The sequence below is a fragment of the Moorena sp. SIO3H5 genome (assembly GCF_010692395.1).
Lineage (GTDB): Bacteria > Cyanobacteriota > Cyanobacteriia > Cyanobacteriales > Coleofasciculaceae > Moorena.
On the sequence record NZ_JAAHHS010000116.1, the window covers coordinates 1 to 19,490 of the forward strand.

The 19,490-nt window shown below is 44.0% G+C and carries 15 protein-coding genes; 4 read left to right on the plus strand and 11 right to left on the minus strand.

Features of this window, described 5'->3' with window-relative positions; genetic code table 11:
- Positions 1–130: 130 nt before the first annotated feature.
- Genes F6K52_RS15025 through F6K52_RS15035 form a run of 3 tightly spaced genes read right to left on the minus strand, consistent with a single transcriptional unit; the run spans position 131 to position 2,118 of the window.
- Positions 131–760: a DUF4276 family protein gene (locus tag F6K52_RS15025; protein ID WP_293078890.1), complete on the minus strand. Its 630-nt coding sequence runs from the start codon at positions 758–760 to the stop codon at positions 131–133.
- Complete coding sequence (locus tag F6K52_RS15030; RefSeq protein ID WP_293078892.1) at positions 760–1,944, minus strand: AAA family ATPase; 1,185 nt, start codon at positions 1,942–1,944, stop codon at positions 760–762. The genes F6K52_RS15025 and F6K52_RS15030 overlap by 1 nt, the downstream gene beginning before the upstream one ends.
- A gap of 51 nt (positions 1,945–1,995) precedes the next feature.
- Positions 1,996–2,118: a hypothetical protein gene (locus F6K52_RS15035; protein ID WP_293078894.1), complete on the minus strand. Its 123-nt coding sequence runs from the start codon at positions 2,116–2,118 to the stop codon at positions 1,996–1,998.
- Between the two features lie 216 nt (positions 2,119–2,334).
- Here F6K52_RS15035 and F6K52_RS15040 point away from each other — a divergent pair, with 216 nt between their 5' ends.
- On the plus strand, positions 2,335–3,537 hold the full coding sequence (locus F6K52_RS15040; protein WP_293078896.1) for a glycosyltransferase: 1,203 nt from the start codon (positions 2,335–2,337) through the stop codon (positions 3,535–3,537).
- A gap of 148 nt (positions 3,538–3,685) precedes the next feature.
- Here F6K52_RS15040 and F6K52_RS15045 read toward each other — a convergent pair whose 3' ends face one another.
- The 4 genes from F6K52_RS15045 to F6K52_RS15060 all read right to left on the minus strand — a co-directional run bounded on the left by F6K52_RS15045 (position 3,686) and on the right by F6K52_RS15060 (position 8,795).
- Positions 3,686–5,941: an alpha/beta fold hydrolase gene (locus tag F6K52_RS15045; protein WP_293078898.1), complete on the minus strand. Its 2,256-nt coding sequence runs from the start codon at positions 5,939–5,941 to the stop codon at positions 3,686–3,688.
- Between the two features lie 279 nt (positions 5,942–6,220).
- A complete protein-coding gene (locus tag F6K52_RS15050) occupies positions 6,221–6,841 on the minus strand; it encodes a hypothetical protein (RefSeq protein WP_293078900.1) in 621 nt (206 codons plus the stop codon).
- Between the two features lie 547 nt (positions 6,842–7,388).
- Positions 7,389–7,652 (minus strand): hypothetical protein, encoded by a 264-nt coding sequence (locus F6K52_RS15055; protein WP_293078902.1) that lies wholly within the window; start codon positions 7,650–7,652, stop codon positions 7,389–7,391.
- 903 nt (positions 7,653–8,555) lie between these two features.
- Positions 8,556–8,795 (minus strand): hypothetical protein, encoded by a 240-nt coding sequence (locus F6K52_RS15060; RefSeq protein WP_293078904.1) that lies wholly within the window; start codon positions 8,793–8,795, stop codon positions 8,556–8,558.
- 206 nt (positions 8,796–9,001) lie between these two features.
- On the opposite strand from F6K52_RS15060, the gene F6K52_RS15065 reads away from it, so the two are divergent.
- Positions 9,002–10,153: a DUF1972 domain-containing protein gene (locus F6K52_RS15065; protein WP_293078906.1), complete on the plus strand. Its 1,152-nt coding sequence runs from the start codon at positions 9,002–9,004 to the stop codon at positions 10,151–10,153.
- A 214-nt stretch (positions 10,154–10,367) separates the two neighbouring features.
- Here F6K52_RS15065 and aroA read toward each other — a convergent pair whose 3' ends face one another.
- Together aroA and F6K52_RS15075 are read right to left on the minus strand one after the other, a co-directional pair.
- Positions 10,368–11,720: a 3-phosphoshikimate 1-carboxyvinyltransferase gene (gene aroA / locus F6K52_RS15070; protein WP_293078914.1), complete on the minus strand. Its 1,353-nt coding sequence runs from the start codon at positions 11,718–11,720 to the stop codon at positions 10,368–10,370.
- Between the two features lie 180 nt (positions 11,721–11,900).
- Positions 11,901–12,290, minus strand: a complete 390-nt coding sequence (locus tag F6K52_RS15075; RefSeq protein ID WP_008188520.1) for a hypothetical protein — start codon at positions 12,288–12,290, stop codon at positions 11,901–11,903.
- 144 nt (positions 12,291–12,434) lie between these two features.
- Between F6K52_RS15075 and queA the strand changes: the two genes are divergently transcribed.
- Complete coding sequence (gene queA / locus F6K52_RS15080) at positions 12,435–13,616, plus strand: tRNA preQ1(34) S-adenosylmethionine ribosyltransferase-isomerase QueA (protein WP_293078907.1); 1,182 nt, start codon at positions 12,435–12,437, stop codon at positions 13,614–13,616.
- 92 nt (positions 13,617–13,708) lie between these two features.
- Positions 13,709–14,410, plus strand: a complete 702-nt coding sequence (locus F6K52_RS15085) for a Uma2 family endonuclease (protein WP_293078909.1) — start codon at positions 13,709–13,711, stop codon at positions 14,408–14,410.
- Positions 14,411–14,649: 239 nt separating this feature from the next.
- Here the strand turns inward: F6K52_RS15085 and F6K52_RS15090 are convergent, their stop codons facing one another.
- Together F6K52_RS15090 and F6K52_RS15095 are read right to left on the minus strand one after the other, a co-directional pair.
- A complete protein-coding gene (locus F6K52_RS15090; RefSeq protein WP_293078910.1) occupies positions 14,650–17,871 on the minus strand; it encodes an efflux RND transporter permease subunit in 3,222 nt (1,073 codons plus the stop codon).
- A 54-nt stretch (positions 17,872–17,925) separates the two neighbouring features.
- The coding region (locus F6K52_RS15095; RefSeq protein WP_293078912.1) for an efflux RND transporter periplasmic adaptor subunit at positions 17,926–19,490 on the minus strand (1,565 nt) is incomplete at its 5' end.

Here is a 19,490-nt window from a genome sequence, read left to right on the forward strand (position 1 = left end):
ACTAATTCTTCATGTCAACAGCTTCTCTACACTCTTGTCCTAAACGACGCTCATACTAAGTCTCATAAACCGTGGGTGTTGACAAGGCAAAAGGCAAAAGGCAAAAGGCAAAAGGCATAGATTTTGTTGGTCATGGTGATACCTCTAAGAGATGTTTAATACCTTTCTTGATGCAGTCGCTCATGGGGGAAACCCCCAAGACCGCGCTGCATCGCTTAATAAAGACTTGAAAACTGTGGGATGTATTGTCAGTTAAAGATAAATAGGGTGCAATTTTTTTAGAATGGGTTCCTGAATAGTATTCCTTAACTAAACCTTTAAGCTCTTCTTTGGCAGAGTTAAGCTGATCGGGGTTACGGTATTTCTTTTTACCTTGTTGTTTACTGAGGCTATTAGGTTTCATGTTATAGGCTTTTTCGACTGCGGCTAAGTCTCCTAAGAACCAGGATTCTAATTCATGGCAGACGATCCGAATCATCACATTATTGTATTTTCCGGCAGTTTGACAAATTTCTAATAGTTCGGATTTGAGTTTTTTGCAATCATGGGAGTCTTGGTCATGGACGATAATGAATCTAGTGTCAGGACTATAATATTGAAAGGTTTTAATTTTCGTGGGAATAGATTTCCCTAAGTCCTGTTTGCCTTGGTGGGGGATACAAAGATAGGTAATTTCATCGGGAATAATTTTCGGTAGGAGTTGATCTAAAACGTTTTTCATTGAGGGTTCTTCTAGCAGAAAAATCAGGTCAAAACTCATTAGGGGGCAACTCCTTGAAACCAGCCTTGAGTCCAGAGATAGCCAGGTAAGTCTCCAGCTTCGACTAGATTGACAAGGGTTGGGTCATCTTTAGCCCTTGAGCATTTGGTGATCCCATTTTCTTTGGTGAGCCAAAAGATGCTCTCTAAGGGAACGGCATTTAAAAAATCAGGGGAGTGGGTAGAGACAAAGACCTGGCCACCACGATGGGCATAACTGGCAAATTCTTCGGCGAGTTCATGTAAAAGGCTGGGGTAAAGTTGGTTTTCGGGTTCTTCGACACAGAGCAGGGGGTGAGGCTTAGGATCGAAGAGCAATATTAAATAGGCAAACATTTTCATGGTGCCATCGGAAACATAGCGATCGATAAAGGGGTCTTTAAAAGCTTGATCTTGAAATTTTAGGATTAGTCTGCCGTCTTCAGTATTTTTGGCTTCTACTTTGGAAATGCCGGGGACTCGCTCTTGCATTCGCTGGAGAATTTCCTCGAATATTTCGGGATGTTCTTGATAGATGTATTGGGCTACTAATGCCATATTATCTCCTTTGGGGGAGAGGTGTTCAGCATATAGTGCGTCTTTGCTGCCTCTAGCTTCACTGATATGAAAGTCGGAAACATGCCAGTTTTCGATCAGGGAACGAAAGGCACTGGCGGCTTTGAAGCGTTGGAATTGTCCTAAGCCTTTTATGGCTAAAATGTCGCTGGAATCAAGTTCTTGTTTTTCCCGTTTTAGTTCTGTTTCAGGTTGGTCAGACTCTTCTTCGTTAATGATAGCGTATCCTTTTCCTTTTTTAAAGTTTAGGAAATGATAAGGTTTACCATTTGGGCCACGTCTATAACACAGAATTTCTCGTTTTATTAACGGTCGTTTATTCTCTTGCCCAATGCTCAGACTATAGGTAACCATGCGCTGAGTTCCAAGAATTTTCATACGGATCTGAAGTTCTATTTCGATATCTTCTTGCTCTTTACCTCGGGTGATAACTTCATTGAAACCGCCACGAACTTGGAGAGCTTGACGAATATTATTTTTGAGGGCATCGTGGAGAAATCCAAATATGTCAAAAAGGGTTGATTTACCGGTTCCATTGGCACCAACGACAACAAAAAATGCGGGAATTTTTTTTATTTTCAGGTTTTCAAAGACACGATAGTTTTTGATTTTGATAGAAATAATTTTCATACTATTTAATTTACCTAAACAAACATGTAAGGAGCATCCATCCCTAACTAATCACAAAATCCCCTCGATCGTGGCATCAATTTCTACCAAATTGCGATCCACTTGCTTCAACTCCGCCGCCGCCACCCCTAGATTTATCTCCGCTGACTGTTCCCAAGTCTGCCATACAGCCATTACAGCCCAATCAGGTTATCAAGGCTAGCTCTGTTTTTCGTGAGCATTAACCTACCGTTGGATATGTCTATGCTGCTTCAGGATCGTCTATCCTGTTATGGGAGGGGATCAATTTACCTAATTACAAAAGTAACATGCTCCCTAGTAAGACGCCTAAGTCTGTTAACTGTTAAAATATAACTAATTATCAGCTGAATTAATCAGGGAAAAAGAATCATGAATATCCTGATTTCTGCTTATGGCTGTTCCCCAGTAAGAGGGTCTGAATATGGTATAGGTTGGAATGTCGTAAAACAAATAGCTAAAGACCATAGCCATAAGTGTTGGGTGCTCACTAACATAACTGATCAATCTCAGATTGAACAGGAATTGACTCATTCACCTTTAGACAATGTTACCTTTATCTTTGTAGCAATGTCTGAAGGGTCTCGTAATTCAGGATTGTCCCATTATTTGTACTATATCGCCTGGCAGATTAGAGCATTTTTTGTAGCCAAAAAACTCCAGGGTGAAATTGGCTTTGATTTGGTTCACCATGTCACCTATCAAAATTCCTGGTTGCCAACATGGATAGGCTGGCTAGGTGTGCCCTTGATTTGGAATGGTGGAGCTAAAGATAAAATTCCGTCGGTACTCTTGAAGACATTATCCCTACAATCGGCCATGATGGAACGGATTCGGATGGTGTCGATGAATGTCCTAGGTCGCTTTACCCAGTGGTCTGTTGCTTCTCGGGCCCAATTAATTCTATCTCGGGAAGCGAGCCAATGGTCAGACAATTTACCAGTTAAGGCTTTTCCTCCCTTTGGTCTTAATCAAAAGGATATTGAGAGATTAGGTCAACTGCCCCAGCGCCAAGACGAACCCTTTCGAGTGGTAAGTATTGGGAGATTTTTAGGTTGGAAAGGGTTTGCATTGGGCATCCGTGCCTTTGCCCAGTTCCATCGTGAACGGCCTACTAGTGAATACTGGCTGATTGGTGATGGTCCTGAAAAGGAGGGACTACAGAAATTGGCCAAGGACCTTGGATGCGGTGATGCTGTACGTTTTTGGGGGAAGCTTTCCCGTGATCAGGTGCTACAAAGGATGGCAGAGGTGGACGTGTTAATGCATCCGAGCTTCCATGATCATTGGCCGACGGTGGTGTTGGAAGCAATGGCGTCTGGTAGACCTGTGGTTTGTCTCGATATTGGTGGACCGTCGTTGATGGTTCAAGAAGACTGGGGAATTAAAGTACCTGTCGATAACCTATCCCAAGTGATCAATGATTTAGATCAAGCACTGTTGCAGTTAGCAACTAATGGGGAAAAACGCATATCTATGGGACTAAAAGGACGAGTGATAGTTTCAGAGAATTGGTCATGGGAGATAATCGGTGAACAAATGTTGAGTTTATATCAGGAAGTTATCAATTCGTAAGCTATCAGCATTCAGCATTCAGCTATCAGCTATTTGCCTTGGCCAATGGCCACGTGACGTCACAGGCTAGAAGCCTGTGCCACAAAGCTGACAGCTGATAGCTGACGGCTGAATGCTGATAGCTGAATCCTTAGGTTTAAATTGACAATTAACTAACAATTACCTGATCTATAGAAGCCCTAATTTTTTCAGCTAGTAGCTCTACATGGGGGTCTTTGAGAAAACTCCCTGGTTGGTCATCTAAGTGCTTACCAGAGATTTCCTGGATTTCCAGCTCTCCAGTAACTAATTCTATCCAGCCTTTTTGGAGTTCTGGAGATTGGGCAATCCGCTCACTTGTCAAGAACATTGTTACTGGGTTTGGATAGTAGCGTTTGGCCACATAATTTTTTGAAGCGAAGGTGTTAGCTTCTTGGACTTTTATGATTTGGAGAGATTGCGGTAAGGAAATTCCAAGAGACTGATATAATTTAGAAACAACCTTTAGGAATTGCTGCTTGAGTACGTCTTGAAAACCTCTATGAATCAATCGCTCAAACAGTCCTTTTAATCGGTCACTATAGCTGTGCTGATAGGGACGTTGGTTTTCATTTGTGGAGAAGTGAACAGGGCTAGGTTCAAGCAGAGCTAGCAGAGCGACTGTCTCACCGTCTAAGCGGAGCAGCTGAGCAATTTCCAGAGCAATTTTACTTCCAAAGCAGTATCCTGACAGAAAATAGGGACCCTTGGGCTGAATAGTACGTATTTCCTGGAGGTAGCAGCGAGCCATATCCTCAACTGTGGTCAGGGGAGTCTGTTTGCCATCGAGACCCAATGATTGGAGTCCATAAAACGGTTGCTCCGAACCTAAATAACGTGCCAAATCTCGAAAGCTGAGAATGTTACCACCGGCTCCATGAATACAAAATAGAGGGGGCTTGGAACCATTGGGCTGAATTGGTACTACTGAGAACCAAGGAGCAGCACTTTGGTCTTGGCGCAGCTGGTTTACTAATTGCCCTACAGTGGGAGCCGTCAGCAGAGAAGCTAAGGGCAGTTTTTTATGGAAAACCTTTTCAATCTCAGCAAACAGGCGCACCGCTAGGAGAGAGTCTCCTCCTAGGTCATAGAAGTTATCTGTAACACTGATAGATTTGATTCCTAAGACGTTTTCCCAAATCTTGGTCAATTGACGTTCTAAGTCATCTCGGGGAGCAACAACGGTCTTGGATGACTCTGGCTGAGGTTGGTCAGGGGCTAGGAGAGTGCTGTTGTCTTTTTGGGCATCGTCTTCTTGGCCTTTGTGCCTTAGGATGTCTTGCTGGTGAGGTGTTTGACCATGGCATCGCTCCCAATCTACTGGTACACTGGCTGCTCTGAGCTGTTCTACGGTAGTGAGCAAGAAGCTTAGATCCGATTGCTGCTGTCGTGGATGACGTACCGATGTTAGCACCAGCTGCTCAACCGCTTTCTGAGAGTGTCGTTTAGTTAATGTGCTCAAGGTTCGCCCAGGCCCTACTTCTAGCAGGATGGTCTCTGGTTGTTTCAACAACTGTTGCACACCTTGAGAAAATCGCACGGTTTGCCGCAGATGCTGAGCCCAATAGCGTGGATTGACTGCTTGCTCGGCTGTAATCCAAGTGCCAGTAACATTAGATAGGTAGGGAATTTGTGGGGGATTGAGACTAACCTGTTTTACCTGGTCGGTGAAGGAGTCCAAGACCGGTTCCATCATCTTGGAATGAAAGGCATGGGAGGTATGTAGCCTGCGGTAGTCTAGCCCTTGTTGATCTAATTGGTTTTGTAATAATGCGATCGCATCAGTAGGACCAGAAATCACCGATTGGGATGGCCCGTTAATCACTGCTAAAGATAGTTCCTGACCTAGCAGGGATTCCACCTCTTGTTCTGGTAAAGGAACAGCAAGCATGGAGCCAGCAGGGAGTTGTTGCATCATCTGCCCTCGAAGGGCAACCAGAGATAATGCATCCTCTAAAGATAAGACCCCAGCTACACAGGCTGCCACATATTCACCGATACTGTGACCGATCATGGCTTCGGGACGGACTCCCCAGGACATCCATAACTGAGCTAGGGCGTACTCGATCACAAACAGAGCGGGCTGGGTAATAGTAGTCTGTTTCAGTTGCTCTGTGGCCTGATTAGTCTGTTCCTGCTTTGGGTAGAGTACATGGCGCAGGTCAATACCCAAATCGGGTTTCAGCAGTTCTGAGCATCGATCAATCAGTACACGAAATGTTGATATTTCATCGGTTAGTTCCAGCCCCATATTGACATATTGTGCTCCCTGTCCTGGAAACATAAATGCCACCGGCTGAAGCTTGGGCTGTTGGCCGTTTATAAATAGTTGCTTGGGTAGTTGTTTCGGTAGTTGTTGGGGTTTGCGAGTACTCGGTTCTAACACATCCCTGATTTCCCAGTTGCTGATTAGGTTACGTGCTTAGTCATGATTGCTCAGATTTCACAGCAAACCTTGACTAGTATGACAACTTTGGTTATTAAACTAATCTAGTATAGCTTTTTTTATAATTTCTGCAAGGCTTAGTCTGATTTAATCAAAGGTCGTTTAAATGGGCGACAGGGTAATCTCGCAGTATTAAATTCGACCGTTTGTGGGATGGGCATGCTACGGAAGGTTTATTTTAAGCTGACAGCTGACAGCTGACGCTATATCTTCAGGAGGCTACTTCAGCCCAGCCCAAGCGGCAATAAACAAGCATAAAATCAATAAAGCTATCATCGAATACCATATCATCCGGATTTGTTTGTTAAGTTTCTTGATAGTATTTTTTTGACTTTTAAATACTTCTGGTTCAACTAAAGTTTGTATTTGGTTGGGAAAACTACTAAACTCATTTCTAATATCATTAAAATTAGTTTCGATACTAGTCATATAATCCTGAACCTTTTGGAGCTGATAACCATAGACATTTAATCGAGTTTCGGCTTTCAATAGTTCTAACTTTAGGTTGTCAAGTTGGAGCTGATTATTATCTCTAAGCTCAGTGAAACGCTGCTCAAAACTTTGCTGTTCTTGCTCATGGCTCTTGGTCGGTTCCGTAAAACGCTGCTCAAAGGTTTTCTGGGCTTCGGTGAGTTCCTTGATTATCGCCTTTGATTCTGACTTTAACTGTGAGACGTCTGCTAGAGATTCTTTTAGTTTTTTTTCCGTCTCGGCAATACTTTCCAATTGGCTTTTAATCTCATCTAAGTCTATTCCAACTAGATCTACGTTTGAAAAACGGCTTCCTAGTTCCTGTAAGTCTTTATCGATTCCCTTAAAACCGTTTGTCATATTTTCCATTATTCTTTATAAAAACTTTTGATGGCTTAGACAATAATTTTATTTGTTTTATGTAACGTTTAATTTTTAACTTATATAGTTACAAGATAGATATTAATAAAACAAATGTCAAGATTTAAAAAAATAGGCCACCTAGGACTATAGATTAATATCAGCAGATTTAAAAAAATGCTTGCGTAAAATTTCTGAAATTAGAACTCAAACCATCACGCAACTTATTGAAGATTGGATTGATAACTTTAAAATCCCTGAATTAGACACGACAGACTCAAGTCTGTCAGTTGTTTTCAAGCCCGCCGCTGTTGTGCAGAGGTTTTAAACGTCTAAGATGTTTTGATAATCTAGAGAATCTCGGAAATAAGGTTAGATCGAATTGCTCTTGTCCTGGATGATTTACCGACGTGAGCACCAGCTGCTCAAGCACTTTATGAGAGTGTTGAGCGCTTCGGATGCGATGTTCCTTTGGAACCGCTTCGCGTTCGCGCAGCGTCGGGCTTTGCCCGAAACGCTTCACGCTTGACTGGGAATAACCGATGGGGATGGCCCGTTAATCCTTGCTAAGGATAGTTCCTGACCCAGTAGGGGTTGATAGATAATGGGTTAGTTGCAGCCCCATATTGACATATTGCGCTCCCTGTCCTGGAAAAATAAACGCTACAGGCTGAAGCTTGGGCTGTTGGCCGTTTATCAATAATTGTTTGGGTAATTGTTTAGCTAGTTGTTTGGGTTGGCGAGTACTCGGTTCAAAAACATCGCTTATTTCCCGGTTGCTGACAAGGGTTACTTGCTTAAGCGTTAGTTGCTTAGCCATTACGTGTTTAGCAATGATTGCTCATATTTCACAGCAAACGTTAGGTATTATAGCAAACTTCAACTATTATAGCTTTTTTTTCATGATTTATGCAAAACCTAGCCTGAAAACAGGGTAAAATGATTTACTGTAAGCCAATTATGTAAGCTGTTTGAAATTTTTTTATCAATCAGGACTTACCCATTGACCCCGTTGATCCACCAAACTTAGTATATTTTTTAAGTAGTACCCCCTATATTTGGTGGGTTAGTAGGCCAAAACCAACTAAACTTCGTAACTTCTATAAATCCTGGAACTTTCATCATCAAATCTACGTCTCTAGATAGTTTATTAATTTTAAATAGCTAATTGTTTACCCTACTCGATAGATGAGTTCACAAGTTTTTCACAAAGTCTGATTAACGTGTTAGCAAAGTCTGATTACTAAAGTCTGATCACTAATCAGATGTTGCTTCGGCTCAATTTAATTGTTGGAGGTTTGTCAATGAACTCGCTCAGTTCCACGTCGATCATCGTTGAGTTGATTGAAGGGTATATACTACAAGATGTAGCAGTTGATTGACAATTGATTGACCGCTGTTTGCAACATTAACTTTTTTTAAAATCTTGACTTTTGACAGGGATTTTAAGATACTGTGTGAAATGTTGATTAAATAGCAAAGCCATCGTTAAACCATTTACAAAACTAATGGTGATTCTTGCATCTATGTTCAAGTTATTCGTATTAAAAAATCCTGAGATAATAACAGATTATGGCACTTTTAACAAGTTGGCACAACCGCTTCAACAACCGCCTAAAGTTCAGAGACTATTTATCACGCAAATCCTAAATGTGTAGGGGACACAGCGTTAAGCGTGTCACATCTCCTCTGCTTGGTGGTAGTGCGTTCCAGAGAAAAACCATCAAATCAAGTCTGACATTTCTTGATGCAATAGCGAGTGGGGGAAACCACGGCAGTCGCTCATGGGGGAGACCCCCAAGACCGCGCTGCCTCCCCAAGACCGCGCTGCATCGCTAACAACCGCGCCGGAACGTATTATGCTTAATGGTTTTAAGGGTTTGTTGATAAATACCATTTCAGTGATGGCAGGTAATAGTCCATTGTCAAACTGCGCAAAACTAACAGAGTTTTGAAAAATCATGGCCTAGCCTTATCCTAGAAATCTACTTGATTGATAAAGCAGCTCAAGGTAGAAAAAAAATAATTATCGGGTTTATCTACCTTTGATAGCCGTTTGTTATCGGCTGTTCGGTGCATTTTCGTGATTAAACTCAGTTAGTCTAAGTAACTGCTGGATTGGGAAGGCAAAAATTTGCCTTTGTATACTGTTAGACTCGGGCATCTAAAATGTTGAAACTATCAATTCTTGGTATCCGTGGCATTCCCGCCCAATATGGTGGATTTGAAACTTTCGCGGAACGGCTGTCAAAATATCTTGTATCTCAGGGATGGGAAGTCACAGTCTATTGTCAGGAAGAGCACAAAAATCAGATGTTTGAAGAATACTGGAATGGTATTCGTCTGGTTCATATACCGGTCCCGTATGGCAACGCACTGGGATCGATCATTTTTGACTGGAAATCTACATTACATGCGCTCAAGCAAAAGGGAATCGTGCTTACCCTTGGCTATAACACAGCTATCTTCAGTATTTGGTATCGCCTCAAAGGAATTACCAATTTTATGAATATGGATGGTATGGAATGGAAACGCAGTAAATGGAGGCTTCCTGAAAGAATTTGGTTATATCTCAATGAATGGGCTGGATGTTGGTTAGCTAACAGCTTAATTGCTGATCACCCAGCAATCAAAAGTCATTTATTGACCCGAAAAGTAGCTTCTGAAAAAATTACGGTGATTCCTTATGGAACCGAGAAAGTTGTTAATGCCGACTCACAACTTTTAACACCCTATAATCTGGCTCCGAAGGAGTATGCTTTGGTGATTGCCAGACCTGAACCAGAAAACTCGATTCTAGAGATTGTTTCTGGCTTTTCCAGGCGACCTCGGGGTCTTAAATTGGTGGTGCTTGGTCGCTATTTACCTGATCAGGTACCCTATCACAAACAAGTTCTAGACGCAGCCAGTGATGAAGTGATCTTTCCTGGTGCTATCTATAATAAGTCGGTGGTTAATGCCTTGAGATTCCACGCACGACTCTATATTCATGGACATCAAGTTGGTGGCACTAATCCTTCTTTAGTAGAAGCCCTCAGCGCTGGTCAACCGGTTCTGGCAAACAATAATCGCTTCAATCGTTGGGTTGCAGGACCTGGTGCTCACTATTTCAAAAATGAAGCAGAATTGGAGCAGAAACTGGAGATACTGCTAAATGATACTGATGAACTGCAAAAAATGAAACTAGCCAGCAAAGAGCGCTACTATGAGGAATTTTCTAAGGATAAGGATATTAAAGCCTACGAAAGGTTGTTCTTATCCAAAGCCAAGCAGCTGCGTAAACTAGCTTTGTTAACTTCTCCAATCCCTGACATAAAGTGATAGCCTCCATAAGTTGGGCTAGTTGCTCCGGGAAAAATTTGGGTTAAAGGGTAACGAGTAATGGGTAAAGGGTAATTTTAGAAACCTTTATCCATTACTTTATTTATTTTGAGCGGTCAGCGGTCAGCAGAAGGCCTTTGGCCACGCTACGCGAACAGCGGTCAGCGGTCAAAAGCAAGCATATGCGCTATAGCTGATAGCTGAATACTTACAATCAACAAGCCTTTATTACCTCTTGCAAGGTGGTAGTGAAATTTGGATAGGAGATGGCAGCCGCTTCAGCACCGTGAATGGTAGTTGTACCTTGGGAATTGAGGGCTGCGATCGCTAAACTCATGGCAATGCGGTGGTCAGTATGACTATCCACGTCTGTACCGCTTAAGGGAGTACCACCGATAATTTCTAGACCATCGGGCAATTCAGTGACCTGAGCTCCCATCTGGTTCAACTGGGATGCCATCACGGCTATGCGATCGCTTTCCTTGACTCGCAGTTCTGCTGCATCCCGAATGATAGTAGTTCCGTGGGCAAAGACTGCTGCTACTGCTAAAATTGGCACTTCATCAATCAGGCGGGGAATCAAGTCACCCGCAATGGTGCATCCTTTGAGGTTACTGTGACGTACCCGCAAATCTGCCACCGGCTCCCCAGCCACTACTCGCTGATTTAACAGCTCAATATCAGCCCCCATCATGGATAGGGCTTCTAAAATACCTGTACGGGTAGGGTTAACACCCACATTTTCCACAATCAGTTCTGAACCAGGTACAATAGCTCCGGCTACTAACCAAAAGGCCGCTGAGCTAATATCACCAGGAACAATTACGGTTTGCCCTTGCAACTGAGCCGGTCCTGTGACGGTAACACTATTGGTTTTTGGGTCAGTAATAATTTGAGCACCAAAGGCTTTGAGCATCCGTTCGCTGTGGTCACGGGAGAGGGCTGGTTCAGTGACAGTTGTTTGTCCTTCGGTGATTAAACCAGCCAGGAGAATACAGGATTTTACTTGAGCTGAGGCGATGGGAGAGTGGTAGTGAATTGGTTTAAGAACAGAGCCTTTAATGGCCAGGGGAGCGAGCGTTGCACCTTCACGCCCCCAGATGCTTGCTCCCATTTGTTGTAGGGGTTTCACCACACGGGACATCGGACGCGATCGCAAAGACTTGTCACCAGTTACAGTAAAAAATCGGTCAGCAGCAGAAGCGAGTAGTCCCAGCATCACTCGTAGGGTAGTACCCGAGTTACCTGCATTTAAGACATCAACGGGTTCTTGCAGTTTCCCTAGTCCTATACCCTTAACAATTACTTGTTCAGTATTAAGTTCCGAGATATCTGCGCCCAAAGCACGAAAGCAGCTAGCAGTGCTTTGGGGGTCTTCTCCCAAAAGTAACCCTTGAATGGTAGTTTTTCCTGACGCGATCGCTCCCAACATTAAGGCTCGATGGGAAATCGATTTATCCCCTGGTATGCTGATAACTCCCTGCAAAGATAGACCAGAGGTTGGGGGATTTATGCTTAAAGTCTGTTGATTTTCCGTCGTAGTTAGGGTGACTATATTTGCTGGCAAGGGCATAGACTTCGGTTACATTACCGTGCTGAATCATAACCGATTTTATCAAAATTCTAGGTATTACTAAGATCTGGCACCGTTGTAATTAATCCTAGGGTTGGCAGTACCTAGCAACTTGCTTGGTTAGTTTCTGGATCTGTGTGATCCACTGCCCACCCTACATTAATTGAGCGTTGCTCAAGCCAAGGTTTCTGGACAATATCCCAACCCCATGGTAAATTGTTCGCAAAAAGCTTCTATGTCGCTCTGGTTTGGACTACCATGAGAAACCACAGCAACTTGGTAACGACGCATCACCTCTACAGGTGACTGTCCGGTTTCCAGACTCCACAGAGCCATTTGCACACGAATGTCTGGGCTGTAGGGAATCCCCAACTCGTTCATATAAGCCCGAAAGTCTCCATGTTGTTGAGCGGTTAAGGGTGTGTCCATCTTGACCTTAACCACCCAGCCATCAATCCGATGAATCACCGTGGCAAATTTGATAGGTAGCTGGGGCGAGTCTTTTAGATACTCAACGACTCGCAGAGTTAGACTGGCATTAGCTAAAAAGTAAAGGTAATCCATAGAGAGGAGTTAGTTAGTAACCAACTGAGGCTTGATATGCTATCCGATATCTTTATTTTTGCAAGCCACGATTGCTAATTGATAGGGGATACTCCCCCGATCTTAGATAGGGGATATTCCCCAACGTAGGAATAACAGCATGACATGACAGGGATTGACAAACAGACATCCAAGCACCAAATCGACAAATTAGTCTCAAGCTATGACTATGAACTACCCCAAGAGCAAATTGCCCAAACACCCTTGAGCGAGAGGGATGGTTCAAAACTGCTGGTGGTAGATTCACCAACTAACCATAGCCACCACATCTTTAGGGAATTACCTCAGCTCTTGCAACCGGGTGACCTATTGATCCTCAATAACACTAGGGTTATCCCCGCTCGACTCTATGGGCGTAAATCCACTGGTGTACCTGTGGAGATTTTGTTGTTAGAAGAGCGACCACATCAGGGAGAACACCAGGGACAACACCAGAGTTGGCTAGCTTTAGTGAAACCAGGTAGGCGTCTAAAGCCAGGAGCAGAGATTTGGTTTACTCCCTCATCCGAGCTTGGGCTCAACGATAGTAGCGTCTCCAAACAACTAACTACCCCTCTACCTCCTCTGAAAGCAACTGTTGTGGCAACAGATGAAGGGACCAGTGGGCGGATATTGCAGTTTGATTTCCCAGAGGGAGTATCCTGGGAAACCCTCTTGGAGTTGTATGGTCAGGTTCCTATACCCCCCTATATCCAAGACTCTCAAGCTACCCCAGAGCAGTATCAGACCATTTATGCTCAAAAGAATGGTGCTGTGGCTGCTCCCACCGCTGGACTCCATTTCACCAATCAGCTGATGGAAAACTGCCGCCAACGGGGAATTCGGCTAGGGTATATCACCCTACACGTGGGGGTTGGTACATTTCGACCTGTAGAAGTGGAGGATATTACCGAGCACGACATGCACGGAGAGTGGCTAGAAGTCCCCCAATCAACTGTGGAGCAAATTCAGGAAACTAGAGCAACGGGAGGTCGAGTGATTGCTGTAGGCACAACGGTAGTCCGTGCTTTAGAGGGAGCCGTTGTGGATGGGGAATTACAACCCTATTGTGGTAAGACTAACTTATTTATCTACCCAGGCTATCAGTGGCAGGTAGTGGAGGGATTGATTACCAATTTTCACTTACCTCGGTCGAGTTTATTAATGTTAGTTAGCGCCATGGTAGGGAGGGAAAGGTTACTGAGCTTGTATCAGGATGCGATCGCTCTTAGTTATCGCTTTTATTCCTTTGGTGATGCAATGTTAATTTTGCCAGAAGCTAAAGCAACTCCTTTACCATATTTTTAGCCAAAAAGATAGATCCAAGCGCTAGGTTTTTTCCCGACTTTCAACGATACCGTAGCTGTGGGCGTTAAATTTGAGTAGGTAATGCGATCGCTATGTCTAAAACCATGACCTCTGCTGTTGTGCCTAATACTCCTTATCTGCCAACTCAGTATGACCTTCCCTGTGATGACGGTATTCCGATGGAAACTGAACGACATAAACTCCAGATGCAATTGCTGATTGATCCGTTATTGCCTTGGTTGGCCCAGCGGGAGGATGGCTATGTGGGCGGTAATATGTTTCTTCATTTCAGTGAAGCACAACTTAAAAATCAAGACTTCCGGGGTCCAGATGTGTTTGTGGTGCTTGGAGTTCCCAAAGGCGAACGACTCAGTTGGGTAGTTTGGGAAGAAGGTAAAGCACCTGATGTGATCATTGAACTAATTTCTGACAGTACAGCCAAGACGGATAAAAGTACCAAAAAGCTAGTTTATCAAGACCAAGTCAGAGTACCGGAATATTTTTGGTACGACCCGTTTAATCCAGAAGATTGGGCGGGATTTAGCTTAGACAATGGAGTCTATCAACCTTTAAGTGAAGATGAACAGGAGCGACTAGTTAGCGAAATATTAGGGTTAGCCTTAGTGCGTTGGTCAGGCTTGTATAAGGATGTAGAGGCCACTTGGCTGCGTTGGGCTACTTTCGACGGAATTGTGCTACCTACTCCTGAAGAACAAGCGGCGATCGCTCAACAGCGGGCTGACAAACTCGCTGCTCGCTTACGAGCAATGGGAGTAAATCCAGAGGAAGTTTGAAGAATCACAAGAGGCCAAAGGTCAACAGCCAAGAGTCGTCACTTAGTCGCGCCTTTAGCTGATACTTGAGAGCCTTTAACTGATAGCTGAACGCGCACGCGTGCGCTTAAGCTGATAGCTGATAGCTGATAGCTGATAGCTGATAGCTGATAGCTGATAGCTGATAGCTGATAGCTGATAGCTTAAACTAAAACCAACATTTGCCTGTTGCCTGTTGCCTGTTGCCTGTTGCCTCTTGCCTATCTCTTATTTGGCGTCAACTGTAAATACAAACAGGGAATCACCAGCAACGCACTCAAGGTTGAGGCACATAAACCGAAGATAATTGCCATACACAACGGAAACCAAGCGGGATCACTTAGTGCTAAAGGAATCAAACCAACCATGGTGGTAATACTGGTGGTGAGTACTGGGCGCAATCGGTCAGAAGCACCTTGAGCTGCAGCTTGCCGCACTTTCATTCCACTTGAGCGATGCTTGTTCATGGTTTCTACGATCACGATGGAATCATTAACTACAATTCCCACTAGAGAAATAATCCCAATCATGGCAGGAAACGAAAGGGGTATCCCCAGCAAAGAGAAACCACTAAAAGTGCCAATCAAAGCAAAGGGGATAGATAGCATAATAATGAAAGGCTGGGTGAAAGAGCCAAATTGCAGCACCAGTACCGAAAAAACTAAGAAAATTGATACATAGGACATGTTAATTGCGGAACCAAAGGTCTCACTTTGAGTTTCAGCCTCTCCGCCAAATTTGTAATCATAACCTGGAGACCATGTTTTCTTCATTTGCTCTAATTTTGGCTGTAACTCTGCCAAAATCTCTCCAGACGTGCGACCTTTAGCTTTAGAATAAACAGTAACTGTGCGTTCGGTATCTGTATGGGTAATCGATAAGGGAGCCATGCTCTGCTCAATATCCAATATCGCCTCTCCCGATATTGCTCCGTGGTCTGATGAAAACAGTTGAATCATTCTCAACTCATCACGACGAGTGGGACCACCTACAGCGCCATTGCGGGATGGCCAGGCAGTACTCAGGCGAATTTCTAAGTCGTCTTTTCCTGCTCTAATGGCAGAGTCTGTAATCTCGTTATCGGTCATAATGTAGCGTCCCTGCAGGGCTAGGTCATTTTCAGTGATGCCATAAAAATCCATAGCTTCCCGTTTGGGTCGAAGTTTGATATCGTTGCGCAAGTCTCCCAAGCCATCACGAACATCTTCAGTCCCATCAATCTGGCGCAGTGCTAATTGGACTTCACCGGAAATCTGCCGCAGTGTGTTCATGTCATTCCCTTTTAGCTCAATGGCAATGGGGTCTCCGCCTTCAGCAGTACCAGGAACATTGATGACTAGGGATGCTCCAGGATAATTACGGATGGCCTGATTCAGTTCTGTTCGCAAGTCATCTATATACTCATAGGACAACTGGTCGCGCTCGTTTTTTTTGGTAAATAGTGCTGAGAAACCTAGTAAATAGTTATCCTGTGTCGGCTTAAGACCACTCTCTGCCACTAAACCACTTTTTTGACCAACTAATTTGGTGACACTTTCAAAATAATCCTTGGAACGCAAAATTTCTCCTAAATCATCTGCCACTTGTTGAGACTTTTCCAAGGTGGCTGTGGGGGGTAATTCCACATTGATACTGGTAGGGCGGGTGTCAGCATCTGGAAAAAGCGTTCCTGGTAATTGCGCAACTGCCACAAAAGAGGTCATAAAAAGAACTACAGTGCCGAAAATCCAAGCACCAGCTATTGCTCGGTTACGTACTGTAAACTTGAGACTCCAGTTTTTAAACCATTCAGAGGCGGATTCGGTTAATTTATCAATGCGGGTTTTTTGCATCCCGCCTTTGACATTACCTAACAGAAAGCGAGACAAGGGTATATCGATTAATAAAGCGATCGCATAACTGAGCAACAGACAGATAATTGCTGTGATCGGCATCAAGCGTATAAACTTGCCCATCGTGCCACTAATTACCAGCAGGGGTGCCATAGCTAGAATGGTTGTGATCTGACCGGAAAACGCTGGTGCTGCATAGGTTCTCACAGTCTTAAGGGCTGCCTGATTAAAGGTTAACCCTTCCACAAACAGTCCATCATGCATCCCCTCCATCATTAAGATGAATACATCCACCAACAATCCTAGTGCTATGACCATCCCATATAAGATCATATTGTTGAGGGTGTACCCACTAAGCCAGAGCAGAAATATAGCTCCGAGAAAGGTTAAAGGAATCGATAACCCAGCAATTATGGCTTCTCGCCAGGTCAGGGCAATGAACAAGATGATAAAAACACCAACCACTGCCTGAATCACATTAATGATCAGGTTATTCTGCTCATCGTGAATCTGTTCGTCCTGCCTGTAGGTAATCCGATAATCCATCCCAAAAGGCCAGACATTGAGGTCTTGCTTGAGAGACTCCAGTTCTTCTAAGGTTTTTTCGATGACGTTAATTGAGTCAGACCCTGGTACTTTCACTACATCCATGCTGACGGTGGGTTCAAACTCAGAACCCCGCCAACTCATGAAAGCACGAGTCTTTTCCCTTTCCAAATCCCGACGTACTAAGGCAACTTCATCTAGGCGCACTACCCTACCATAACTACCACCCAAACGAGTGATAGGCAAGCTACGTAAATCTTCCAAGGTACGAAACCTACCGTACAATCGTACCTGAGCCCCAATCTGTTCATTTTCAATCTGGTCCCAGGGCATATCCTGGTTAGCAACTCTGAGGCGGTCACTTACTGTGGTTGGGGAAATCCCCAAAGTATTCATGCGGCTGGGGATAAGTTGGACATTGATAACTTCTTTCCGTTGTCCTGCTACATTAACCTCCCGTACACCCGAGACTTTTTCGAGTCTTTCTTGAATATCTTCCGCCGCCCGACTGAACACCGCCGGATCGAGATTACCATATAAAGCAATCGAGAAAATTGGGACATCTTGGGCAGAGATTTGCTGTATATTTGGTTGATTAGCCTCTGAATTAATCTCCGGTTCAGCATCATCCACTTTTTGCCGCAGCAGTGCCATCGACTCCTGAACATTGGCATTAGCTTGAAATTCCACTGATATCTGGGAGAAACCGTTGAAAGAAGCACTCTCAACTTTCTTCAATCCCTTTAGGGATTTGAGTTCTTTTTCAATTTTATCGGTTACTTGAGTTTCTATGGTTTCTGGGTCAGCCCCTGGCCAACTAGTAGTCACTATCGCCATGGGAATTTCCACATCTGGATCGGCTTCTTTGACCATCGACTGATAACCCATCAATCCACCCAAGGTTAGCAAAACGATCAAGAGAATACCAAATACTGTTTTCAGGAAAAAGAATTTAGCTAAACCTGAGGCTTGGTTAACATCAGGCACATCATGGCCATTATTATGATGTAATTTATCCTGTAAACCCTCAGGTTTATAGTTGGATGAAACCAGCTTACTACTCATCAATTACCTACCAAAGGAAAACGTCATCTGACCAATTACAAACTTTCCAAATTCCTAGTCAATCACTTCAACTGGTGTGCCATCAACTAAGCGATTTAGTCCTTCTGTGACCACTAAGTCGCCAACTTCAACACCACTTGAAATTTCTTGCATAGAAATCCCCCTAATCCCCGCTGTTACCGGACGCAGTTTGACGACGTTTTCTTGTTGATTTACAACAAATACATAGGGTTTCTGGTCTCGGTAGACAATTGCATTAAGAGGAACACTTAGGGCTGTGGGGTTTTCTGCCACAGCGATCCAAAGAGAAACTCGCTCCCCATCCAGTACATTCTTACTTCCTTGGTACAGGCGGACGGTGACGTTTACAGAACGCTCACCAGGGTTAACCGAAGGACTGACTGAAAAAATTGCGCCTCGGGCTTTAGCAAGGCGAAACAATTCCTTTTGGGTCATGCCTCTACTAGAGGCAGTACTCATGTCTTGATCTAACACCACATAAGCTGATTGACCCGGTTTTACCAATGGGCCATAAAAAGTGGGTAGTTCGAGAATAACTTCATAAGCGCTAGGGTCATTGATAATGATAGGCACTGAATCGACTACACTCTGATAATCACCAGTGTTTAAACTGTTTAAAACTTGGGTTGTCCAGAAGTCTCCCTCTCGGATATTAAGGTGGGCTACAATGCCATCAAATGGTGCTACAATCTCCGTATCTTCTAAACTAATGGTAGAGCGAGTTTGCCCAGCCTTGGCTGAAGAAATCTGGGCTTGAGTAGCAGTTAATTGTGACTTGGCAGATGCTAACTGACTTTCAGCGGCTTTGACATTGCTCAAGGCAGCATTAACCTGAGCTTGTGCTGCTCTGACTTGGGATTGAGCATCCTCGGCTCTATTTCTGTAGACATCAACATCACTCTCTGAGATTACACCAGAATTGAAAAGTTCTAGACGGCGTTTGAATTCAGATATCGCTAAATCAAAATCATTTTTTGCTACTTCAAACTCGGCTTGAGCACTGAGTACTTGTGCTTTGGCTTGTTCTACATTTGCTTGAGCTTGAGACAAGTTGGCTTGTGCTGTTACCTGTTGGGTTTGAGCTTCAGCCGTTTGGGCTTGAGCTTGTGCCAGCTCTGCTTGCAGTCTGCGGTCATCTAATTTTGCTAGTAATTGACCCTTTTTGACAAAATCTCCCTCTCGCAGATCCCGTCCATTAACTTTTTTGAGATAGGTGATAGTTCCTGAAGTTTGGAAGGTCAGGTGTTTCCCTCGCACTGCTGAAACGAAGCCATTGCCAAAAACTAACTGTTGCAGTGGATAAATTTTGACTGGGGTGGCTCGTACAGGTAACCGGTTAGGTTCAGCTGGGGCTGCTGTGATGGTGTTTTGTGATACCTCAGGATTAGGTTGGGACTGTTTGAAAGCGATCGCACCCAATCCTAGAATACCGATACCAAGCAGAATAAAAGGCCACATCGGTCGCTTTTTGCGGGAGGGATGGGCGGGGGTATTGCTGCTTACTTGCCTGGCAGTTTCCGTTTCTAGTTCGGGTAATGAGTCTTGTGGTTGCTGTTCAACTCCTTGATCAATATCTTCCTGAATTGGTTGAGGTGAGG

Excerpts from the sequence above, each read along its gene's own strand:
- F6K52_RS15025 (WP_293078890.1), bottom strand. The coding sequence starts at position 760 with ATGAGTTTTGACCTGATTTTTCTGCTAGAAGAACCCTCAATGAAAAAC.
- F6K52_RS15030 (WP_293078892.1), bottom strand. The coding sequence starts at position 1,944 with ATGAAAATTATTTCTATCAAAATCAAAAACTATCGTGTCTTTGAAAAC.
- F6K52_RS15035 (WP_293078894.1), bottom strand. The coding sequence starts at position 2,118 with ATGGCTGTATGGCAGACTTGGGAACAGTCAGCGGAGATAAATCTAGGG.
- F6K52_RS15040 (WP_293078896.1), top strand. The coding sequence starts at position 2,335 with ATGAATATCCTGATTTCTGCTTATGGCTGTTCCCCAGTAAGAGGGTCT.
- F6K52_RS15050 (WP_293078900.1), bottom strand. The coding sequence starts at position 6,841 with ATGGAAAATATGACAAACGGTTTTAAGGGAATCGATAAAGACTTACAG.
- F6K52_RS15055 (WP_293078902.1), bottom strand. The coding sequence starts at position 7,652 with ATGGCTAAGCAACTAACGCTTAAGCAAGTAACCCTTGTCAGCAACCGG.
- F6K52_RS15060 (WP_293078904.1), bottom strand. The coding sequence starts at position 8,795 with ATGATTTTTCAAAACTCTGTTAGTTTTGCGCAGTTTGACAATGGACTA.
- F6K52_RS15065 (WP_293078906.1), top strand. The coding sequence starts at position 9,002 with ATGTTGAAACTATCAATTCTTGGTATCCGTGGCATTCCCGCCCAATAT.
- F6K52_RS15075 (WP_008188520.1), bottom strand. The coding sequence starts at position 12,290 with ATGGATTACCTTTACTTTTTAGCTAATGCCAGTCTAACTCTGCGAGTC.
- queA (WP_293078907.1), top strand. The coding sequence starts at position 12,435 with ATGACAGGGATTGACAAACAGACATCCAAGCACCAAATCGACAAATTA.
- F6K52_RS15085 (WP_293078909.1), top strand. The coding sequence starts at position 13,709 with ATGTCTAAAACCATGACCTCTGCTGTTGTGCCTAATACTCCTTATCTG.
- F6K52_RS15090 (WP_293078910.1), bottom strand. The coding sequence starts at position 17,871 with ATGAGTAGTAAGCTGGTTTCATCCAACTATAAACCTGAGGGTTTACAG.